The organism is Kitasatospora sp. NPDC096140 (genome assembly GCF_040303045.1).
In the GTDB taxonomy this organism is placed as follows: Bacteria; Actinomycetota; Actinomycetes; order Streptomycetales; family Streptomycetaceae; genus Kitasatospora.
In genome coordinates, this window is record NZ_JBEOUW010000053.1 from 26,842 (window position 1) to 48,390 (window position 21,549).

At 74.0% G+C, this 21,549-nt stretch carries 14 protein-coding genes; 7 read left to right on the forward strand and 7 right to left on the reverse strand.

Features of this window, described 5'->3' with window-relative positions; genetic code table 11:
• Positions 1 to 79 precede the first annotated feature (79 nt).
• Both ABT048_RS36105 and ABT048_RS36110 read right to left on the reverse strand, forming a co-directional pair.
• A complete protein-coding gene (locus ABT048_RS36105) occupies positions 80 to 535 on the reverse strand; it encodes a nuclear transport factor 2 family protein (RefSeq protein WP_033354340.1) in 456 nt (151 codons plus the stop codon).
• A 205-nt stretch (positions 536 to 740) separates the two neighbouring features.
• Positions 741 to 1,805, reverse strand: a complete 1,065-nt coding sequence (locus tag ABT048_RS36110; protein WP_350525846.1) for an aldo/keto reductase — start codon at positions 1,803 to 1,805, stop codon at positions 741 to 743.
• Between the two features lie 393 nt (positions 1,806 to 2,198).
• On the opposite strand from ABT048_RS36110, the gene ABT048_RS36115 reads away from it, so the two are divergent.
• From ABT048_RS36115 to argJ, 5 genes are all read left to right on the forward strand, one after another.
• Positions 2,199 to 3,914, forward strand: coding sequence for a thiamine pyrophosphate-binding protein (locus ABT048_RS36115; RefSeq protein ID WP_350525847.1), 1,716 nt, complete (start codon positions 2,199 to 2,201; stop codon positions 3,912 to 3,914).
• A 2-nt stretch (positions 3,915 to 3,916) separates the two neighbouring features.
• On the forward strand, positions 3,917 to 5,488 hold the full coding sequence (locus ABT048_RS36120) for an asparagine synthase-related protein (protein ID WP_350525848.1): 1,572 nt from the start codon (positions 3,917 to 3,919) through the stop codon (positions 5,486 to 5,488).
• Positions 5,489 to 5,601: 113 nt separating this feature from the next.
• Entirely contained in the window at positions 5,602 to 6,552 is a 951-nt protein-coding gene (gene speB / locus ABT048_RS36125; RefSeq protein WP_350525849.1) for an agmatinase, read from the forward strand.
• Positions 6,549 to 7,523 carry a clavaminate synthase Cs1 gene (cs1, locus tag ABT048_RS36130; RefSeq protein WP_350525850.1) on the forward strand — a complete coding sequence of 325 codons (975 nt, stop codon included), beginning with the start codon at positions 6,549 to 6,551 and terminating at the stop codon, positions 7,521 to 7,523. Before speB ends, cs1 begins: the two co-directional genes overlap by 4 nt.
• A 233-nt stretch (positions 7,524 to 7,756) precedes the next feature.
• Positions 7,757 to 8,938 carry a bifunctional glutamate N-acetyltransferase/amino-acid acetyltransferase ArgJ gene (gene argJ, locus ABT048_RS36135; protein WP_350525851.1) on the forward strand — a complete coding sequence of 394 codons (1,182 nt, stop codon included), beginning with the start codon at positions 7,757 to 7,759 and terminating at the stop codon, positions 8,936 to 8,938.
• Positions 8,939 to 9,079: 141 nt separating this feature from the next.
• On the opposite strand, the gene ABT048_RS36140 is transcribed toward argJ, so the two are convergent.
• Both ABT048_RS36140 and ABT048_RS36145 read right to left on the reverse strand, forming a co-directional pair.
• Positions 9,080 to 10,105, reverse strand: coding sequence for an alpha/beta fold hydrolase (locus ABT048_RS36140; RefSeq protein ID WP_350525852.1), 1,026 nt, complete (start codon positions 10,103 to 10,105; stop codon positions 9,080 to 9,082).
• 194 nt (positions 10,106 to 10,299) lie between these two features.
• Complete coding sequence (locus ABT048_RS36145) at positions 10,300 to 11,484, reverse strand: LLM class flavin-dependent oxidoreductase (protein WP_030554721.1); 1,185 nt, start codon at positions 11,482 to 11,484, stop codon at positions 10,300 to 10,302.
• A 211-nt stretch (positions 11,485 to 11,695) separates the two neighbouring features.
• On the opposite strand from ABT048_RS36145, the gene ABT048_RS36150 reads away from it, so the two are divergent.
• Entirely contained in the window at positions 11,696 to 13,060 is a 1,365-nt protein-coding gene (locus ABT048_RS36150) for an aminotransferase family protein (protein ID WP_350525853.1), read from the forward strand.
• A 79-nt stretch (positions 13,061 to 13,139) separates the two neighbouring features.
• Here ABT048_RS36150 and ABT048_RS36155 read toward each other — a convergent pair whose 3' ends face one another.
• The 3 genes from ABT048_RS36155 to ABT048_RS36165 form a co-directional block, all read right to left on the reverse strand.
• Positions 13,140 to 16,364: an ATP-binding protein gene (locus tag ABT048_RS36155; protein WP_350525854.1), complete on the reverse strand. Its 3,225-nt coding sequence runs from the start codon at positions 16,362 to 16,364 to the stop codon at positions 13,140 to 13,142.
• Positions 16,365 to 17,046: 682 nt separating this feature from the next.
• Positions 17,047 to 18,279: an MDR family MFS transporter gene (locus ABT048_RS36160; protein ID WP_350525855.1), complete on the reverse strand. Its 1,233-nt coding sequence runs from the start codon at positions 18,277 to 18,279 to the stop codon at positions 17,047 to 17,049.
• A 1-nt stretch (position 18,280) separates the two neighbouring features.
• The gene (locus ABT048_RS36165) at positions 18,281 to 19,549 is read right to left on the reverse strand and encodes an ATP-grasp domain-containing protein (RefSeq protein WP_350525856.1); all 1,269 of its coding nucleotides are present in this window, start codon (positions 19,547 to 19,549) and stop codon (positions 18,281 to 18,283) included.
• A 585-nt stretch (positions 19,550 to 20,134) separates the two neighbouring features.
• On the opposite strand from ABT048_RS36165, the gene ABT048_RS36170 reads away from it, so the two are divergent.
• Entirely contained in the window at positions 20,135 to 21,547 is a 1,413-nt protein-coding gene (locus tag ABT048_RS36170; protein ID WP_350525857.1) for a discoidin domain-containing protein, read from the forward strand.
• The last annotated feature ends 2 nt before the right edge of the window (positions 21,548 to 21,549 follow it).

The following is a 21,549-nucleotide window of genomic DNA, read 5'->3' on the forward strand; positions in this document are numbered from 1 at the left end:
GCGGTGGGCGGGTGCGGTGCACCGGGGGGACGGTGCACGCGGCGGTGCATGCGGTACGGGGAAGCGGGCGCGTCCGGGCTCAGAGCCAGGGGTAGCGGGCGGTGTCCCCGCCGGCGTAGTCGGGGTCCAGGTAGATGAAGGCGCGGTGGATCAGGTGGTCGCGGACCTCGAAGACGCCGCAGAACCGGCCGGCGCCCCACTCGGGCTGCCCGACCCGCCAGGGGCCGTCCCGGTGCTCGCCGTGCGTGGTGCCCTCCACCGCGAGGAGGTCCGTTCCGGAGAGGACCCAGGTGAAGGCCCAGGTGTGGTGGCGGACCGACGTGATGGAGCCGCCGAGGTCGCCGAACATCTTCGCGATCTCCGGCTTGCCGTGCGCCAGGCCCCACTTGGGGAAGAAGAAGTCGGCGTCCTCGGCGAAGAAGTCGAGCACCGGGGTGCCGTCGTGGCCGGTGCCGCCGTTGTCGAAGGCCTTGAGGTAGGCGGTGACGAGCGCCTTGCGCTGCTCGTCCGTCATGTCCGTGGCTGCCGTGGGCATGGAGGGTCCTCCGTGAGTCCGGGCCCGCAGGGCTGGTGCCCGTCGAGGGGGGTGGACGCCCGCCGGGGGGACGGGCCCGGCCCGTGACGGCCGTCGAGCGGGCCGCCGCCGGCCTGGTCCCACCGTGGCAGCGCCTGCTTGGACCATCCTTGGCGTCCGGCCGTCCAGCGCTTTTCAAGTGCCGTTCCACCGGGCCCGGCGCGGCTCAGTTCCCGGTCATGGCCAGCAGGTTCGGTGCGTAGCGCGCCCCGTGGACCGGTACGGCCGCCGCCTCGGCCACCTCGGCGAGGTCCTGCTCGGTGAGCTCGACCGCGGCGACCGCCAGGTTCTCCGCGAGGTGGGTGCGCCGCCCGGTGCCCGGGATGGCGACCACGTCCCGGCCGCGGTGCTGCACCCAGGCCAGGGCCAGCTGGGCGAGGGTGAGCCCGAGCCGGTCGGCGACCGGCTGTAGCCGGTGCAGCAGCGGCCGGTTGCCGGCCAGGCCCTCGGGGCTGAACCGCGGCTGGGAGCGGCGGAAATCCTCGGAGGCCAGGTCGGCGGTGGTGCGGATCGTGCCGGTCAGGAAGCCGCGGCCGAGCGGGGCGTAGGCGACCACGCCGATGCCCAGGTCGCGGCAGACGGGCAGCACTTCGGCTTCCAGGTCGCGGGTCCACAGGCTCCACTCGCTCTGCACCGCCGTCACCGGGAACACCGCGTCGGCCCGCCGGAGGGTCGCCGCCGACGGCTCGGAGAGGCCGAAGTGCCGGACCTTGCCCTCCGCTACCAGGTCGGCCACCGCGCCGACGGTCTCCTCCACCGGCACGGCCGGGTCGATCCAGTGCTGGTAGTAGAGGTCGATGTGGTCGGCGCCCAGCCGCCGCAGCGAGCGCTCGCACGCGGCGCGGACGTAGGCCCGGTCCCCCCGCAGGCCCCGGAAGGCGCCGTCCGGGGAGCGCACCATGCCGAACTTGGTCGCCAGCACCACCTCGTCGCGGCGGCCCGCGAGCGCTCGGCCGAGCAACTCCTCGCCGGCGCCCAGCCCCTGGACGTCGGCGGTGTCGAGCAGTGTGACGCCGGCATCGAGGGCGGCCCGGATCGTGGCGACGGCCTCCTTCTCGTCGGGCCGCCCGTAGAACGCGGTAGTGGGCAGGCAGCCCAGCCCCAGCGCGGACACCCGCAGACCGCGCAGGTCGCGCGCCGGCAGACCGGCCGGCGACGGGCCCGCGGGCGGCGGGAGGGCGGAACCCGGCGGCGGGACGGCGGAACCGGGCGCGGGCACGGCTGACGGCATGGCTGACCTCCGGTGAAGGGGAGACGCACGGGTACGGGCGGGCCCCGGGCGGCAAGGGCGACCCGGGCCATCGGGGCCATCGGGGCGATCGAGGCGTGGGCGCGCGAGCCCCGCCGGCGCGCGGCAGGCCCGACCCCAGCACGGTAGCGCCGTCCCCCGGGCGTCACAACAGCCGCCCCGCAGGCCGCTTGACGATTCGCTGACCACCCGCCGTCCGGCCCGGCGGGCAGCGGGTGCCGCAGCGCCAAGGCGATCGTCCATGCGCCTGCAAGCCCCCGGCCGCAGAGTCGAGACGCGGCGTCCCGGCCGGCCGAGTCCCGGCGGCGCGCCGCCTTCCGGCGCCGGCCCTCCGGCGCCCGCACCGATACCCCCCTTCGTGCCTGAGGAGCTGCCATGTCCCGTGTGTCCAAGAGCCCGAGCACCAACCCGACGACCGCCCACGCGCTGCTGCAGCGGCTGCGCGACCACGGGGTGCAGACGGTCTTCGGCGTGGTCGGCCGCGAGGCCGCCTCGATCCTCTTCGACGAGGTCGAGGGCGTCGACTTCGTGCTGACCCGCCACGAGTTCACGGCCGGGGTGGCGGCCGACGTCCTGGCCCGGATCTCCGGCCGGCCGCAGGCCTGCTGGGCCACCCTGGGGCCGGGCATGACCAACCTGTCCACCGGGGTGGCCACCTCGGTCCTCGACCGTTCCCCGGTGATCGCGCTGGCGGCGCAGTCCGAGTCGCACGACATCTTCCCCAACGACACCCACCAGTGCCTGGACTCGGTCGCGGTGATGCGCCCGATGACCAAGTACGCGGTGGAGCTCCAGCGGCCCGACGACATCACCGACCTGGTCGACTCCGCGGTCGCCGCCGCGATGACCGAGCCGGTCGGCCCGAGCTTCATCTCGCTGCCCGTCGACCTGCTCGGCAGCGACATCGACACCACGGTGGTCCACCCCGCCGCTCGGACCCCCGCCAAGCCGGTCGGCGCGGTGCAGGACGGCTGGCAGGACGCCGCCGAGCAGGCGGCGGAGCTGGTCGCGTCGGCGCAGCACCCGGTGCTGGTGGTCGGCGCCGCCGCGATCCGCTCCGGTGCCGTCCCGGCCGTCCGCGCGCTCGCCGAGCGGCTGAACATCCCGGTCATCACCACGTACATCGCCAAGGGAGTGCTGCCGCACGGCCATGCCCTCAACTACGGCGCCGTCACCGGCTACATGGACGGCATCCTGTCGTTCCCGGCGCTGGAGACGCTGTTCGGCCCGGCCGACGTCATCCTCACCCTCGGCTACGACTACGCGGAGGACCTGCGTCCGTCGATGTGGCAGCGCGGCGGCGCCAAGACCACCGTGCGGGTGTCGCCCACCGTCAACCCGATCCCGCGGGTCTACCGGCCGGACGTCGACGTCGTCACCGACGTGCTCGCCTTCGTGCAGCACCTGGAGGAGCGGACAGCCGACGTCCCGGCGAAGACCCCGCACGACATCACCCCGCTGCGCGAGCGGATCGCGGAGTTCCTCGCCGACACCGAGCGCTACCAGGACGGCATGCGCGTCCACCAGGTGATCGACTCGATGAACACCGTGATGGCGGAGACCGCCGAGCCGGGCGAGGGCACGATCGTCTCCGACATCGGCTTCTTCCGGCACTACGGTGTGCTGTTCGCCCGCGCGGACCAGCCGTTCGGCTTCCTCACCTCGGCGGGCTGCTCCAGCTTCGGCTACGGCATCCCGGCGGCGATGGGCGCCCAGCTCGCCCGCCCCGGGCAGCCCACCTTCCTGATCGCCGGCGACGGCGGCTTCCACTCCAACAGCGCCGACCTGGAGACCGTCGCCCGGCTCAACCTGCCGATCGTCACCGTCGTCGTCAACAACGACACCAACGGCCTGATCGAGCTGTACCAGAACCTGGGCCACCGCCGCTCGCACGACCCGGTGGTCAAGTTCACCGGCGTCGACTTCGTCGACCTCGCCCGCGCCAACGGCGTGGAGGCCGTCAAGGCGACCACCCGGGAGGAGCTGCTCGCCGCGCTGCGCAAGGGCGCCGCGCTCGGCCGGCCGTTCCTGATCGAGGTGCCGGTGAACTACGACTTCACGACCGGCGGCTTCGGCGCGCTGAGCATCTGACGATGGCGTCGACACTGCCCGCCGTCACCGGGTTCCTGGCCGCCGTCCAGTGCGACGGCGGCCGGTCCCCCGGGGCGTTCACCGCCCCCCGGGGAGCGGACCCCGCCGCCCCCGGGACGGTGTTCGCCTCCGCCGGCCCGCGCGCCGTCCTCCGGGCCCGGCCCGGCGGACCGGGCCTGGACGCCGTCCTGCTGCACTCCGGCGCACCCGACGCCGCCCACGCCCACCGGCAGGGCCGCACGGTGCTGCTCGCCGGGGAGCTCTACAACCGGGACGAGCTGCTCACCCTGCTCGGCGCGCAGGCCGGGCCGGTCACCGACGCGGACCTGCTGCTCGCCCTCGTCGACACCTACGACCTGCACGCGTTCCGGCTGCTCAACGGGCGGTTCGCGGCCGTGGTCGCGGACGGCGGCCGGGTGCTGCTGGCCACCGACCACGCCGGCTCCGTGCCGCTGTACGTGAGCGCCGTCCCCGGGACCGTCCTCGCGGCGACCGAGGCGAAGGCCCTGCGGACCGCGCCGGTCGGCCGGCGGATCACGGCCGCGCGCCGGGTCCGCCGGCTGCCCGGCACCCACCAGGTGCCCGCCGGGACCGTCCTGGAGATCGGGGTGGCCACCGCGGACTGCACCGACCACCGCACCTGGGCGCCCACGCCGGCCCGCCGGATCATGGCCGAACAGGAGGCCACCGAGGCCGTTCGGCTCGCCCTGGACCGCGCCGTCCGCGCCCGCACCGGCCCGGACACCCCGCTGGTGGTGCTCTCCGGCGGCATCGACTCCTCCAGCGTCGCCGCACTGACCGCCCGCCACCGGACCGGGCCCGTCGACACCGTGTCGATGGGCACCGACCTCGCCGACGAGTTCCCGCAGGCCAGGGTGGTCGCCGAACACCTCGGCTCCGCCCACCGGGAGCTGACCGTCCACACCGACGACCTGCTGCGCCGGCTCCCGCACGCGGTCTGGGCCGCCGAGTCGCTCGACCCGGACATCATCGAGTACCTGTTGCCGCTGACCGCCCTGTACCTGCGCCTGGAGGGCCCCGGGCGGCGCATCCTCACCGGCTACGGCGCCGACATCCCGCTCGGCGGCATGCACCGGGAGAACCGGCTCCCGGCCCTGGACACCGCCCTCGCCCACGACATGGCCACCTTCGACGGCCTGAACGAGATGACGCCGGTGCTGTCCGGGATCGCCGGGCACTGGTCGACCCACCCGTTCTGGGACCGCGAGGTGCTGGACCTGCTGGTGTCGCTGGAGTCCGGGCTCAAGCGGCGCCACGGCCGGGACAAGTGGGTGCTGCGCGAGGCCATGACGGACCTGCTCCCGCACGAGACCGTCACCCGCCCCAAGCTCGGCGTGCACGAGGGCTCGGGCACCACCAGCTCGTTCAGCCGGCTGCTGACCGACGCCGGGGTGCCCGGGGACCGGGTGCACCGGGCCAAGGAGCTCGTCGTCCAGCACCTGTTCGACCGGGTCATCGTCGACGGCCGGCACCCCGACGAGGTGGCCACCGCCGACGTGGTGCAGCTGGTCGCCGACGCCCTGGAGCACGACGCACTGCCGGCCCACCCGTGACGCCCGCCCGCCGCAGGCCCGGCCGGGCCACCGGACGCACCAGCGGCACCCCCGGCGCCGACCGCATCAGCACGACCGACCGCAGCAGCACGACAGAGAGGAGCGAGAACCGCGTGGAGCGCATCGACATCAAGGTCTCCCCCCGGTACGCGCAGATCCCCACCTTCATGCGCCTGCCGCACGACCCCGACCCGCACGGCCGGGACGTCGTGGTCATCGGCGCACCGTACGACGGCGGCACCAGCTACCGCCCCGGTGCCCGCTTCGGGCCCCGCGCGATCCGCAACGAGTCCGGGCTCATCCACGGCGTCGGCATCGACCGCGGGCCCGGCACCTTCGACCTGATCAGCTGCGTGGACGCGGGGGACATCGACCTCACCCCGTTCAACATGCACATCGCCATGGAGCACGCCCAGCTGCGGCTGACCGAACTGCTGGACGACAACGGCGCCTTCCTGATGCTCGGCGGCGACCACTCGCTGACGCTCGCCGCACTGCGCGCCGTCGCCGCCAAGCACGGGCCGGTCGCCGTCCTGCACCTGGACGCGCACTCGGACACCAACCCGGCGTTCTACGGCGGCGAGTACCACCACGGCACGCCGTTCCGGCACGCCATCGAGGAGAAGCTCGTCGACCCGCAGCGCATGGTCCAGATCGGGATCCGGGGCCACAACCCGCAGCCCGACTCGCTGGACTACGCCCGCGGCCACGGCGTGCGGATCGTCACCTCCGACGACTTCTGCGAACGCGGCCCCGCCGCGACCGCCCGCCTGGTACGCGAACTCGTCGGCGACGCGCCCCTGTACGTCTCCGTCGACGTCGACGTGGTCGACCCGGCCTTCGCCCCCGGCACCGGCACCCCCGCCCCGGGCGGCCCGACCTCCCGCGAGGTGCTGGCGCTGCTGCGCGGGATCGGCGACCTCTCACCCGTCGGCTTCGACGTCATGGAGGTCTCCCCGCTCTACGACCACGGCGGCATCACCTCCGTCCTGGCCACCGAAATCGGCGCGGAACTCCTGTACCAGTACGCCCGCGCCCACACCCGAGAGAGGACCACCCCGTGACCGTCCTGGACTGCTCCGAGCACGCGGCCGCCCTGCGGACGCTCGCCGCCCGGCTGCCGCGGATCCCGCGCGCGGACCTGCCCGCCTTCCTCGACACCGCGCACGCCGCGGCCGCCGACCTCCCCGCCGGCCTGGCCGCGGCACTGGACGACTTCAACAGCCGCGGCAGCACCGACGGCTACCTCCTGCTGCGCGGCCTGCCGGTGGACGCCGACGACGCGCTGCCCGCCACCCCGAGCAGCACCCCCGCGCCCGCAGACCGCCCCCTGCTGCTCATGGAGGCCATGCTCGGCATCGTCGGGCGCCGGCTCGGCCTGCACACCGGCTACCGGGAGCTGCGCTCCGCCACCGTCTACCACGACGTGTACCCGTCGCCCGGCGCCCACCACCTGTCCTCGGAGACCTCCGAGACGCTGCTGGAGTTCCACACCGAGATGGCGTACCACGTGCAGCAGCCCGACTACGTGATGCTCGCCTGCTCCCGGGCCGACCACGAGCGCAAGGCCGCCACCCTGGTCGGCTCGATCCGCAACGCGCTGCCGCTGGTGCCCACCCGGTTCCGCGCCCACCTGTACGACCGGCCGGTGCCCTGCTGCGTGGACGTGTCCTTCCGCGGCGGCGTGGAGGACCCGGGCGCGATCGCCAACGTCCGCCCGCTGTACGGGGACCCGGCCGACCCGTTCCTCGGCTACGACCGCGAACTGCTCGCGCCCGAGGACCCCCGGGACGTCGAGGCCGTCGCCGCGCTCTCCAAGGCGCTGGACGAGGTCACGGAGGCGGTGCACCTCGTCCCCGGGGACGTCCTGGTCATCGACAACTTCCGGACCACCCACGCCCGGACGCCGTTCACCCCGCGCTGGGACGGCAAGGACCGCTGGCTGCACCGGGTCTACATCCGCACCGACCGCGGCGGCGCCCTGTCAGGCGGCGAACGGGCCGGTGACGTCGTCGACTTCACCCCGCGCCCCTGACCCGCCGCGCCCCTGACCCGCCGTTCGGCCCGGAGGGCCCGCAGGACCGACCGTCGTCGGCCGCCTGCGGGCCCTCCGGCCGTACGCCCGCCCGGCGCGGACGAGTTGGCCGGGCATCGCCGGTCGGCACCGTGCCGACTCGACCTGACAGACCGCACATGATGGGATCGACCGGACACCGCACCGGCGTGTCGGCACGCCGGTGCACCTGGCCTCTCGGGAGACGATGGACCATGACCGAAATCGCAGCGGACGAGCCACGGGGGTTCGCGGTGCACACCGCGCCGGTCGGACTGGGTGACGACGGGCGGGACGACTTCACCGTCCTGGTCTCGACCCGACCGGCCGTGGTCAGCGCGGTCTTCACCCGTTCCCGCTTCGCCGGCCCCAGCGTCACCCTCAGCCGGGCCGCCGCCGCGGACCGCAGCGCCCGGGGCGTCGTCGTGCTGGCCCGCAACGCGAACGTCGCCACCGGCGCCCAGGGCGAGGCGAACGCCCGCGAGGTCCGAGCCGCCACGGCGCGGGCGCTCGGCCTCGCCGAGGACGAACTGCTGATCGCATCCACCGGTGTGATCGGCCGTCAGTACCCGATGGCCGGGATCCTCGACCACATCGGGACGATGGCCGGCCCGCTGCCCGAGGGCGGCTTCGACCGCGCCGCGCGGTCCATCATGACCACCGACACCCGGCCCAAGACCGCCCGCGCCCGGGTCGGCGACGCCGTGGTGATCGGCATCGCCAAGGGCGTCGGGATGATCGAGCCCGACATGGCCACCCTGCTGACCTTCTTCGCCACCGACGCGCTGCTCGACCCCGAGGAGCAGGACCGGATCTTCCGCCGGGTGATGGACCGGACGTTCAACGCGGTCAGCATCGACACCGACACCTCCACCAGCGACACCGCCGCGCTGTTCGCCAACGGCCTGGCCGGCGCCGTCGACCCGGCCGCCTTCGAACAGGCGCTGTACGACGTGGCGCTCGCCCTGGTCAAGGACATCGCGAGCGACGGCGAGGGCGCCGGCAAGCTCATCGAGGTCCAGGTCTCGGGCGCGCGGGACACCGCACAGGCCAAGCGGATCGGCAAGGCCGTGGTCAACTCCCCGCTGGTGAAGACCGCCGTGCACGGCGGCGACCCGAACTGGGGCCGGGTCGCGATGGCGATCGGCAAGTGCTCCGACGACACGGACGTCGACCAGGAGAAGGTCACCATCCGCTTCGGCGACGTCGAGGTCTACCCGCCGAGCGGGCGCGGCGCCGAGGGGGAGGGCGAGCTGCGCGCCGCCGTCGCCAAGCAGATGCAGGGCCCCGAGGTGGTCATCGGGATCGACCTCGGCATCGCCGCCGGTGCCTTCACCGTCTACGGCTGCGACCTGACCGAGGGCTACGTGCGGCTCAACGCCGACTACTCGACCTGATCCGCCCCGGCTGGCCCGCGGCGCGACGTCACCAGCCGTGCCGTGAGTGACGTGACCGGGCCGTCGGCGGTCCGGCATCCACGGCGGCGCCCCCGGGAGGTCCGCCTCCCGGGGGCGCCGCCGTGCACGGGGCCGGCTGCCTCAGACGGCCGCGGGCTGCGTCGCCAGCAGGGCGGTGATCGCCTCGCCGATGAACGCCCGGTCGGCGGCGGTCGCCCCCGCACCGGCCAGGTGGCCCCACACGCCCGGGATCACCCGCAGGGAGGCCCGGGGCATCAGGGCGGCCGCCCTCGCCTCGTCCTCCACCGCGAAGCACAGATCACGGGCGCCCGGCAGGAGCACCGCCTCGGCGGTGACCGAGCCCAGTGCGGCCTCCGTCCGGCCGTCGAAGCCCGGCGTCGCCCCGACGTCGGCCCGGGCCCATGTGTCGATCATGGTCAGCAGGTCCTCGGTGGACGGCCCGGCGACGAAGAACTCCTCCCAGAAGCCGGTGAGGTACTCCTCCCGGGAGGCGAAGCCCAGCTCGCGGTAGCCGCCCTGGGCCCAGAACGGGTGCGAGGCCGCCCACCCGGCGAAGACCCGGCCCGCCGCCCGCCGGCCCCGGTCGGCGCCCCCGTCGGGGCCCCCGTCGGCGCCCCCGTCCGCGCTCCCAGCGGCGCGCAGCGCGGCGGCCAGCGCCGCCAGGAACACCCGGTTGTGCTCGCTGGTCGCCGCGGACCCGCAGAACGGGGCGATCCGGCGGACCATCCGCGGGTACGACACCGCCCACTGGTAGGCGTGCGCCGCGCCCATCGACCAGCCGGTCACCAGCGCCAGTTCGGTCACCCCCAGCTCCTCGGTGAGCAGCCGGTACTGGGCGTCGACGTTGTCCCGCGGGCTGATCCGGGGGAAGGCCGCCCCCAGCGGGTGGTTGCTCGGCGAGCTGGAGACGCCGTTGCCGAACAGGCCGACGGTGACGACGCAGTACCGCCGGGTGTCCAGCGGCCTGCCCTCCCCGATCAGCCAGTCGTACGCGGTGTGGTCGCCGCCGAAGTAGGACGGGCACAGGACGGCGTTGCGGCCGTCGGCGTCGAGCGTCCCGTGGACGGCGTAGGCGATCCCGGCCGAGGGCAGGGTCCCCCCGTCGGCCAGCGGGAGGCTGTCCAGTGTGAAGACGCGGTGGTCCACCGGCTTCTCCTCCGTGATGAGCGGCCCGCGGGGGCCGGACGGTCGGTCGGTGTCGTGCATGACGTGCCAGGACGTGACGTGCCCGGATGTACCCGGATGTACCCGGACGTACCCGGACGTGCCCGGACGTGCCCGGACGTGCCGTGCCGGGACGGGACCGTGCCGCGGCGGGGTGCCGGGCCGCCCCGCCGGTCTCACAGCCAGTTGGGCGCGATCTCCGTCGCCCAGAGCTCCAGGCTGCGCATCTGCACGTCGTGCGGGATCAGGCCGGAGTACTGGCACTGCAGCAGGTACTCGGGGTCGTGCTGGGTCACCAGCTTCTCGATCTTGCGGTTGATGTCGTCGGGGGTGCCGACCCATTCGAGGCCGCGCTCGACCAGGGTCCGGTAGTCCGCGCCGATCGGGCCGGTCTCCCCGACCCGGCGCAGGCTCTCGGTGAAGCCCATCGGGCCGAACCAGTTCTCGAAGACGAAGCCGCCGCCGCGGGCCGCCCAGTGGTGGGCCTCGTCGGCGTCCCTGGCCACCAGCACGTCCTTCATCACCCCGATCCGCTCGCCGCGCCGCAGCTCGCCGTGCCCGGCGGCCGCGGCCTCCTCCCGGTAGAGGTCCATCAGCCGGCTCACGATCCGGTCGTCGGTGTTCATCAGGATCGGCACCACGCCCTCGCGGGCACAGAACCGGAAGGTGTCCTCGCTGAAGCTGAACGGCTGGAACACCGGCGGGTGCGGGTGCTGGTAGGGCTTCGGGGCGATGCCGACCTCCTGCACCACGCCGTTCTCGTCGAGGCCGCGGCCGAAGCTGCGGACGGCGTCGTAGGGGAACTCCAGGCCCTTGGGCGGGATCGTCCACTGGGCGCCGCTGTGCGAGAAGGTCTCGGTGGTCCAGGCCTTCTTGAGGATCTCCCAGTGCTCCTCGAACAGCGCCCGGTTGCGCCGGTCGTTGGCGCCGGCGTCGGAGAGCGTCCCGCCGACCCCGAACGGCTGGCCCATGATCTCGGCCCACCGCTTCTGGAAGCCGCGCGCGATCCCGACGAAGGTCCGGCCCCGGGTCATGTGGTCGAGCATCGCCAGGTCCTCGGCGAGCCGCAGGGGGTTGTGGAAGGGCAGCACGTTGGCCATCTGGCCGACCCTGATCTCCTTGGTCTGCATGGCCAGGTACAGGCCCAGCATGATCGGGTTGTTGGACACCTCGAAGCCCTCGACGTGGAAGTGGTGCTCGGTGAACGAGAGCCCCCAGTAGCCGAGTTCGTCGGCCGCCCGGGCCTGCTCGGTGAGCTGCCAGAGCATGTTCCGGTAGTTCTGCCGGTTCACCCCGGACATGCCCTTGAGCACCTGGTCGTGGCTGCCGACCGTCGGCAGGTAGAAGAGGATGGACTTCACGGGTCGTCCTTTCGTGCCGTGCGGCGACGCCACGGCTGGAAGCGGAGGAGGGTGCGGTCGACGGTGGCACCCGGCTCTTGCGAATCGTTTGACGCGCCGCCTCCGCCGGTCCGGAATGGCCGGGCGGCGGCGCGGAGCGGGACGTCCAACGGACGCCAAGGGGTCGCTGACAGCGTGGTGGCGGGCCTCACCCGATCCTTAGGAGCTCGCCTTGAACCCAGCAACTGCCACCGCCCCCGGTGCGACCGGCACGGGGCTCGCGGCCGCGGACCGCGCGACGCTCATCCACCCCACGCTGCCGGCGCACCGGACCGACCGCACCGTCCTGGTCTCCGGCTCGGGCTGCCGGGTCACCGACGCGGCCGGCCGCGAGTACCTGGACGCCTCCGCCGTCCTCGGCGTGACCCAGGTGGGCCACGGCCGCGCCGAGCTCGCCCGGGCCGCCGCCGAGCAGATGACCCGGCTGGAGTACTTCCACACCTGGGGCACCGTGACCAACGACCGGGCGGTGGAACTCGCCACCCGGCTCGCCGGGTTGGCCCCGGGAGGGCTGCGCCGGACGTACTTCACCAGCGGCGGCGCGGAGGGCAACGAGATCGCGCTGCGGATGGCCCGCCTCCACCACCACCGGCGCGGCGAGCCGCAGCGCACCTGGATCCTGGCCCGCACGATGGGCTACCACGGCATCGGCTACGGCAGCGGCGGCGTGTCCGGATTCCCGGTCTACCACACCGGGTTCGGCCCCAGCATGCCGGACGTGCACTTCCTGACGCCGCCGCACCCCTACCGCCGGGAGCTGTTCTCCGGCGCCGACGTCACCGAGTTCTGCCTGGCCGAACTGCGGGAGTCGATCGAGCGGATCGGGCCGGAGCGGATCGCCGCGATGATCGGCGAGCCGGTGATGGGCGGCATCGGCGCGGTCGTCCCGCCGGCCGACTACTGGCCGCGGGTCGCGGAACTGCTGCGCTCCTACGGCATCCTGCTGATCCTGGACGAGGTGGTCACCGGGTACGGCCGCACCGGGCACTGGTTCGCCGCCGAGCACGTCGGGGTGGTGCCCGACATCCTGGTCACCGCCAAGGGCCTCACCTCGGGGTACCTCCCGCACGGGGCGGTGCTGGTCTCCGACGAGGTCGCCGACACCGTGACCGGCGAGCAGGGTTTTCCGGTGGGCTACACCTACACCGGGCACCCGACCGCGTGCGCGGTCGCCCTGGCCAACCTGGACATCATCGAGCGCGAGGGGCTGGCGGCCAACGCGGCCGCCGTCGGCGCACACCTGAAGGACGGGCTGACGCGGTTGCTGGACCTGCCCGTGGTGGCGGAGGTCCGCGGGGTCGGGCTGATGCTGGCCGTCGAGCTGACCTCGGACAAGGAGGCCCGGCGGCCGCTGCCGCAGGGCACCACCGAGGTGGCGGACGCGCTGCGCGAGCAGGCGGGCATCATCCTGCGGACCAACCCGTACGCGCTGGTGATCAACCCGCCGCTGGTGTTCACCCGGCAGGACGGGGACCTGCTCGTCGACGGCCTGCGCTCGGTGCTCTCGCGGGTCGGCCCCGACGGCCACGTGCGCTGACCCGTCGGCGGGCCGGGCCCGGGGCCGCGGCACGGCAGCGCCGCCGTGCCGCCGCCCCGGGCTACCGCGCCGCCCCGGGCTACCGCGCCGCCCCGGCGAGCACGGCCGCGAACGGCCACTGCGGCCGCCGCAGCACGTGCTCGCCGCGCAGCTCGATCTCGTCGGCCATGGTCCGCGCCGTCGCGCGGGCCAGGTCCGGCTGTCCGGCGTGCTGCTCCGCCTCGGCGAGCAGCCCCAGGTGCAGCGCCCGCCGGAAGACCGTGCCGGAGCGGGCCGCGGTGTCCAGGGCCCAGCGCATCCGCCGCAGTCCGACGCCGGGTCGGCCGCGGCGCACCTCGGCCCAGCCGAGCAGCACGGACAGCATGTTCTGCCAGTGGCCCAGCTGGCAGCGGACGGTGAGGTCGACCCCGGCGGTGGAGGCCTGCCAGGCCCGTTCCACGTCCCCGTCGAGGACGGCCAGCAGGGCGTCGGCGTAGAGGGCGAAGGTGCGGTCCCACGGCCGGTCGCAGCTGTCCGACTCGGAGAGCTGCAGCAGCTCCTCGCGGTAGCGCTCGGCGGCGGCGGTGTCGCCGAGCAGGACGTGGCTGACGGCCAGGTGGACGCGGTAGTTGATCCTGGGGTCGCTGCGGGACAGACCCATGAACCGGTCCGGCCGCTCCTCCGCGCCCTGCGCGTCGACCAGCGGGAGCCCGCGTTCCAGTTCGGCGACGGCCTCCTCCAGCCGGTCGGCGGTGAACCACAGCACGCCCTTGCCGTAGCAGGCGGCCGTCCGGGCCTCGGTCCCGCCGCCGTGCTCGGCCGACTCGTCCAGCAGCGCGACGATCCCGGACACCCGGGGCAGGTCGCCGCCGGCCAGGTGCATGATGACCCGGGAGGCCAACAGCGCGGTGGGCCGGCTGTTGTCGAGGGTCTTCTGCAGCACCTCGACCCGGGTGCAGGCGTCGGTGACCGCCGGGGACCCGTAGCCGAGGGTCATCGACAGCAGCCACACGACCCGCTTCTGCAGTTCCAGCTCGGCCGCGACGGACCGGTTCCGGGGCTGGCCGCGCAGTACGTCGATGGCCTGCGACAGCCAGGCGTGCGCCTCGGAGTGCAGCCGCCGGCGCTCGGCGAGGTCGCCCATGCCGACCAGGGGCTGCACCGCCTCGCGCAGGTCGAGTTCCTGTGCCGCCCGGCCGCAGTGGTAGCCGATGGTCTCGGCGCAGTCGGTGCGGGCCCTGCCGACGGCGCCGTCGGCCAGCGCGACCGCCACCCGGTGGTGCAGCCGGGCGCGGTGGACCGGGTCGAGGTCGGCGAGCAGCATGTCCCGCACCAGCCCCTGCGCGAACCGGAAGCCGTGCGGGTCGACCGGGTCGGGGCGCAGCAGCCCGCTGTGCAGCGCGTCGTGGACCAGGCCCGGTGGCTCGCCCAGTCCGGTGAGGACGTCGGTGAGCAGCCGGCGGTCCACGGCCGGGCCGATCACCGCGCAGGTCTGCAGTACCCGGATGACGCCCTCCGGGCACTCGGCCAGGCGGGCGCCCAGCACCAGCCGCAGGTCGAAGGAGAGCGGGGCGGCCGGTTCGGCGGGGCCGGTCACGGCGGTGGCGGTCGGCCGCAGCTTGGTGAGCAGGTAGGGGTTGCCGCCGGTGGCGCGGTGGGCGGCCGACACCAGGTCCCAGGTGGGCGGCTCGTCCCCGGTGCGGTTGATCAGGGCCCTGGTCTCGGCGAGCGAGAGCACGTCGAGGTGCAGGTACTCGGCGGCGACCTCCTGGAGCAGGTCGGCGACCGCTCCGCCGAGTTCGGGGCGCTGGGCGAGCCGGTGCTCCCGGACGGTCGCGACCACCAGCAGGTCGCTGTCGCCGAGCTCCTTGGTGAGCAGTTGGAGGAGGGCCAGGGTGCCGGTGTCGGCGAGGTGCAGGTCCTCCAGGAAGAGCACCAGCGGGCGGCGGGCGGCGGTCAGCAGGGCCTGGCAGACGGCGTCCTGGAAGGCCAGGTGCCGGGCGGGGGAGAGCGGCGCCTCGGCGCCCGCGGGGCCCGGCGCGCGGTCCGGGCGCAGCATGCCGAGGGTGTCCAGGACGGGCTCGGGCAGGGTGGCCAGTTCGGCGGCCCTGGTGCGGCGGAGCTTGCGGACGACCCGGGTCCACAGCCAGTACTCGGGGAGTTCCGGGCCGGCGGCGCAGTGCGCCCAGACGGCGTCCAGTCCGGCGGCCGGCAGTCCGCCGGCCAGTTCCTGGAGCAGCCGGGTCTTGCCGACGCCCTGTTCGCCGATCACCAGGACGGTGCGGCCGCGGCGTCCGGGTGCGGTGAGTGCCCGCAGGGTGGCCAGTTCCCGGGTGCGGCCGATCAGCCGTCCGGCGGGCGGGGCGGCTGGTGCGACGGCCGGGGCGACGGCCGCCGGGGTGGGGGAGGGTGCCGACGCCGGTGCGGGGCGCGGCGGTTGGGGCACGGCGGCGGGGGCGGGGGTGAGCGCCGGGGCGGGGCCCGGGACCGCCGGGCCCGGGGTGGGCGGGCGCAGCGCGTCGACGTCGGCGACCAGGGTGAGGCGGGGGCGCAGGCCGGCCGGGGAGGCGGGCGGACCGCCCGCGTGCACGAGGTCCTGACGCAGGATCGCGCCGTGCAGCTCCTGGAGTTCCTTGCTGGTGTCGGCGCCCAGTTCCTCGGCGAGGTGGGCCCGGATCCGTTCGAAGGTCAGCAGTGCCTCGGCGGGCTGGCCGCAGTGGTACTGCGCCAGCATGAGCTGGCAGCCCAGCCGTTCCAGCATCGGGTTGCGCCGGACCTCGTCGTCGAGTTCGCGCACCACCTCGTCGTACCGGGCCAGGCCGAGGCTGGCGTCGGCCCAGGTCTGCAGGCCGACCAGGCGCAGCTGTTCGAGCCGGGCGGACTCCAGTTGGGCGAAGTCGTAGGCGGCCAGTTCCCCGTACGGGGTGCCGTGCCAGAGGCCGAGCGCCTCGTCGACGGTGCCGCGGGCCGCGGCCAGGTCCCCATGGGCGAACTGCGCGCGCCCGGCCTCGACGGCGGACTGGAACCGGCTGGCGTCGATGCAGTCCCGGTCGACCTCCAGGACGTAGCCGGGGGCCTGGTACCGCAGGGCCAGCAGCCTGTCCTTGGAGGGGACGGGCGAGTGGCCGTCGATCGCCTTGCGCAGCCGGGAGACGTACGACTGGAGGGTGCCGACGACGGCCTGCGGCGGTGAGGAGCCCCAGATGGCGCTGACGATCCCGGAGACCGACACCACCCGGCCCGCGTTGATCAACAGTAGGGCCAGCAGGGCCCGTTGACGCGGCGGGCCCAGGTCGAGTGCCCGTCGGCCGGCCAGCACGGACATCTGTCCCAGCACCCTGATCGGTGCGGGGCTCCGTAACACGAGATCGGAAGCGGCGTTGTCGACTCGGCTCATCTCATCACATCCCGTCAGGCAAGACAGCTGGTGCACCCGCCGTGACCGCCGGGGTGAGCCGGGGCACGGCGTGATTCGGGTCATGTCCGAACATGGCCGGGGATGTTGCGGCGCCGGCCGTCCGGGGGCATCGACGGCGGGGCCTCGGGGGAGTCGCCGGTTCCGTGGGGTCGCCGTTCCCTGCCGTCACCGACGGTTGCCGGTTCGGCGGTGCTGGGGGGAGCTGGGGAGGGCGCGGGAACCGTCGACGGGTGTGTCTCGGGCGCAATCAGGCCGGGCGTCTGGACGGGGCGCTGCGCGGACGGCGTGGAGTGGTGATGGCGGAGCCTCCCTTGGTGTGACCAGCCGCGATCCGTCTGCGTCCGAGGCAACGGCACAGCGCTTTGCTGGTCATGTCACTGTCATGTGAATCATGAATGCTGGCAGGCTACCCCGGATCGGGCGACGGTGAAACCCGCCGTCGGACCGGGAGGTTCCCCTCCGGACGACTACGGAAGGTGACGGCGGGTGGGCGTGCGTCGGCTCCCCCCGCGCGGTCGTCCACGGGAGGAGCCGACAGGCCGTCGGAAGCGCGGCCCCGCAACCGGTCGGGGCGGCGGCCGGAGCCGGATCAGGAGTGCGTGACGCTTGCCCTCTCGCCGGGGACGGCCTCGGCCCGGCGCTCCCCGCGCAGCCGGGCCAGCAGCAGGTGGCAGCCCGCGCAGACCACGGCCAGGCACAGGCAGGCGCCCCACACCGCCGTGGTGCCGGACGCCTCGATCACCCGCGCGCTGAGCACCGGGGCCAGGGCCACCGACACGCTCCAGACCGACAGGAACCAGCCCTGGTAGCCGCCCTGCCGGTCGGGGGGCGACAGTGCGGCCACCAGCGCCATGCACGTCGGCCAGACGACGATCTCGCCGAGGCTCCACAGCACGACGGTCGCCCCGTACCCGACGGTGCCGTGCACGGTGGCCGTCAGCCCCATGCCGAGACCGGTCACCAGGGTTGCCACAGCCAGCGCGTGTTCCGGTCGGAGCCGCCCGGCCAGCCGGGTCAGCGGGAGCTGGAGCACCGCGATGACGAGACCGTTCATCATCATCGCCGCGCCGTAGTCGGCGGCCGAGAGACCCTCCCCCGTCATTGTCAACGGCATTGCCACCAGAGGCTGTTGGAACATCAGGCCGAGCATCAGCACCGAACCCAGCAGGACCGGGAAGCCCGGCGCGCGGTGCGGCGGGCGCTGCGCACCGGCCGCGTCCGTCACCCCGGCGCTCCCCGGCGGCGGGCGGGTCTCCGGCACCCGCAGGTACACCATGACGCCGGCGAGCAGATTGGCCACCGCGTTGACCAGGAACAGCAGCAGGAATCCGTGGGAGGCGGCGAGCCCGGCCGTCACGGCGGCCACCGAGAAGCCCAGGTTGGTGGCCCAGTAGATCAGCGAGTACGCCCGCGGCAGGTCCTCCGGGGCCACCAGGTCGGCGACGGCCGCCGCGCGGGCCGGGCGGGTGGCGTTCAGGCCGACCCCCACCGTGAGGGTGAACAGCAGGACCGGCACCCGGCCGTGGGCCAGGCCCAGCCCCACCATGCCCGCGACGGTGAGGACCTCGCTCGCCAGCAGCACCGTCCGCCGCCCCACCCGGTCCGCCAGGATGCCGCCGAACAGCGAGGCGATCCCGCTGCCCACCCCGAACGTGGTCAGGGTCACGCCGGTGAAGAAGACCGAGTAGCCGCGCACCGTGGTGAGGTAGATCGCCATGAACGGCACCACGAAGCCGCCCGCCGAGGTGACCAGCGTTCCGCCCCAGAGCCACCAGAACGGCCCCGGCAGCCTCCCCGGTGCCCCGGCCGACCGGAGCGGCACCTCAGCTCCGCCCGTCGTACTCGACCCTGAGGGTCCGTGCCAGGTGGTCGCGGAACTCCACCGCCGCGGCGTCCGACGCGTGGTGCGACAGCACGATCGCCGGGTACCCGGACCAGTCCGGGTACGGCCGCAGCAGCGCGCCGGGGCCGACCGTCCGCACCACGTGGTCCACGCACGGCTCCTCGCGCACCTCGTCCAGCCCGTGCACCCGGGCGATCCGGCCGCCGCCGCCCACCGGCACCAGGTATGCCGCCGCGTGCCCGGTGCCCACCGGCTCGGTGCTCCAGCACTCGGGCTCCCGGCCGAGGTGGATGCGGACCGCCTCCGCCGCGAGGTCGATCCCGCTGCTGACGTGCACCAGGTGGTGCATGAACCCGCCGCCGCCGATCCGCGCCCCCATCTCCAGCAGTACCGGCCGGGTGCCCGAGACCAGACGCAGCTCGGTGTGGGTGGTGCCCTCGGTGACGCCGAAGGCGTGGTGCGCACCGACCACCTCCCGCTCGACGGCCGCCAGGACGTCCGCCGGGAGCCGGGCGGGCGCCCGAAGCGTGGTCTCCTCGAAGTACGGGCCGTTCAGCTCCCCCTTGTAGCTGACGGCACAGACCCGGACCCGGCCGTTGTGCACCAGCGACTCGGCGGAGATCTCGGGGCCGTCCAGGTACTCCTCGACCAGCACCCCGGTGCCGTCGGCCGCCGCGTCGTCGTACCCCAGGTGGGTGTCGCACAGCGCCCAGGTGGTGCGCACCGCCCGCTCCAGCTCCCCGGCGGAGTCGACCCGGATCACGCCCAGGCTGGAGTAGCCGTCGGCCGGCTTGACCACGACCGGGAAGCGCAGGCCCGCCGCGTCCGCCCAGTCGTCCGGGTGGCCGACGGCGACGAACCCGGGCACGGCCAGACCGGCGGCGGCGAGCAGCCGGCGCATGCTGCGCTTGTCCCGGACGACCGCCGCGGCCTCCTCGGTCAGGCCGGTCAGCCCGAGCACCCGCGCGGCCCGGGCGACGAAGGGGACGACCTTCTCGTTGCCCGCCATGATCCCGTCGAACGGCTGGCGGGCGAACCGCTCCGCCAGCGCGGCCACCGCCGCGTCGGGATCCCCGTCGACGTCCAGCGGCAGGAGTTCGACCACCCCGGGGGCCTTGCGGGCCCGCTCGGGGTCGTCGTCGCCCCGGGGCGCCAGGATCAGATCGACACCGGCGCGCTCCGCGCCTTCGAACACCCAGGGAAGAGCGGAGAACTGGCCGACCAGAACGAGTTTCGGACGCTGCCGCATAGGGATCTCCGTACGAGAGTGTGGGATGTGTCGGTGCCCGGTGACCGGGCTCCCGCCACGGCCGCTCGACGGCCCGGGTCGCGGGCCGCGTCCGGGCGGCCGCGCGGAACCCGACCAGCCTTTCCCGGCGCTCTTGGCGGATCCTTGCAAACGGTTTGACGCCCGCCACCAGGATCCGGGCCACGGCACGCTGTGGGGCATCGGGCCCGGGCATGGGCTCCTGCACGTCCTCGGTCATGAGTCCGTGTCGTGCTCCGTTCCTGGTGCGCGGTCCGCGCGTCGTGCTTCTGTCAAAATACCCCAGGGGGTATTTTCGGGTGGTCGCCCCGGGGCGCCCGTAGGCCGGTGCCCGTCGATCCGCGGGATTTCGGCATGCCCGGACTATTGTCAGGAAACTTTACTTTTCACTAGGCTCTCGGCGGCGGCTCGGCGCGGCGCCCCCTCGACCGGGGCGTGACGCGCTCAGCGAGAGCTCTGACCCGGCCGCCGCAGTGGTGAGGGAACCACCGCTCGACCGGCGGGGATCGCGTGCGGGCCCCGCCGGAGTCCAGCTCTCGCCGTCGTTCGAGGTCAGGGAGTTCAGGGATGCGTCCCCAAGTCTCGGTAAGGCCTGTTCACATCGGAGTGTTCGCCGCGGTGCTCGTGCTGGTCGGCGGAGTGTTGCTCGGCTGGTCCGGGCGGGCGGGAGCGGCGGCCGATCCGCTGCTCTCGCGGGGCAAGGCCGCCACGGCCTCGTCCACGGAGAGCTCGTCCTACACGGCGGGCAAGGCGTTCGACGGGAACACCGGTACCCGGTGGGCGAGCGCGGAGGGCAAGGACCCGCAGTGGTTGCGGGTCGACCTCGGGGTGAACGCCACCGTCTCGCGGATCAAGCTCTCCTGGGAGGCCGCGTACGCGAAGGCGTACCGGCTGGAGGTGTCGGCGGACGGGGCGACCTGGATCACCGTCGCCGAGGAGAAGGCCGGCAACGGCGGCACGGACGACTGGGCCGGGCTGACCGGCAAGGGCCGGTACGTCCGGATGTACGGCACGGCCCGCGGTACGTCCTACGGGTACTCGCTGTTCGAGATGGAGGTCTACGGGGTCACGGACACCACGCCCTCGCCGACCGCCACGCCCTCGCCGACCGCCACGCCGTCGCCGACCGTCACGCCGTCGCCGACCGTTACGCCGTCGCCGACCGCGACCGCCCCGGGCGGGGCGTTCACCGTCGTCGCGGCCGGTGACATCGCGGCGCAGTGCACCGCCTCGGACAGCGCCTGCGCGCACCCGAAGACCGCCGCCCTCGCCCAGAAGATCGACCCGAAGTTCTATCTGACGATGGGTGACAACCAGTACGACGACGCCCGGCTGTCGGACTTCCGCGCCTACTACGACAAGAGCTGGGGCGCGTTCAAGGCGAAGACCCACCCCGTCCCCGGCAACCACGAGACCTACGACCCGGCCGGCTCGCTCTCCGGATACAAGGCGTACTTCGGCAGCATCGCCTACCCGCAGGGCAAGAGCTGGTACAGCTTCGACGAGGGGAACTGGCACTTCGTCGCCCTCGACTCCAACGCCTTCGACCAGAGCGCCCAGATCGACTGGCTCAAGGCCGACCTCGCGGCCAACACCCGCAAGTGCGTCGCCGCCTACTGGCACCACCCGCTGTACTCCTCCGGCGGGCACGGCAACGACCCGGTCTCCCGGCCGGTGTGGCGGATCCTCTACGACGCCCGGGCGGACCTGGTGCTCAACGGGCACGACCACCACTACGAGCGGTTCGCCCCGCAGGACCCTGACGGGAAGGCCACCGCCGACGGGATCGTCGAGATCGTCGGCGGGATGGGCGGCGCCGAGCCGTACCCGATCGAGCAGGTCCAGCCGAACAGCCAGAAGCGGATCAGCGGCGACTACGGCGTGCTGAAGCTGGACCTCACCGACTCCGGGTACGGCTGGAGCTTCGTCGGGACGGACGGCAAGGCCAAGGACACCAGCCCGACCTACAGCTGCCACTGATG

Bases quoted from the DNA above. Each gene is read 5' to 3' on its own strand.
- ABT048_RS36105 (WP_033354340.1), bottom strand. From the start codon at position 535: ATGCCCACGGCAGCCACGGACATGACGGACGAGCAGCGCAAGGCGCTC.
- ABT048_RS36110 (WP_350525846.1), bottom strand. From the start codon at position 1,805: ATGCCGTCAGCCGTGCCCGCGCCCGGTTCCGCCGTCCCGCCGCCGGGT.
- ABT048_RS36115 (WP_350525847.1), top strand. From the start codon at position 2,199: ATGTCCCGTGTGTCCAAGAGCCCGAGCACCAACCCGACGACCGCCCAC.
- ABT048_RS36120 (WP_350525848.1), top strand. From the start codon at position 3,917: ATGGCGTCGACACTGCCCGCCGTCACCGGGTTCCTGGCCGCCGTCCAG.
- argJ (WP_350525851.1), top strand. From the start codon at position 7,757: ATGACCGAAATCGCAGCGGACGAGCCACGGGGGTTCGCGGTGCACACC.
- ABT048_RS36155 (WP_350525854.1), bottom strand. From the start codon at position 16,364: ATGTCCGTGCTGGCCGGCCGACGGGCACTCGACCTGGGCCCGCCGCGT.
- ABT048_RS36165 (WP_350525856.1), bottom strand. From the start codon at position 19,549: ATGCGGCAGCGTCCGAAACTCGTTCTGGTCGGCCAGTTCTCCGCTCTT.
- ABT048_RS36170 (WP_350525857.1), top strand. From the start codon at position 20,135: ATGCGTCCCCAAGTCTCGGTAAGGCCTGTTCACATCGGAGTGTTCGCC.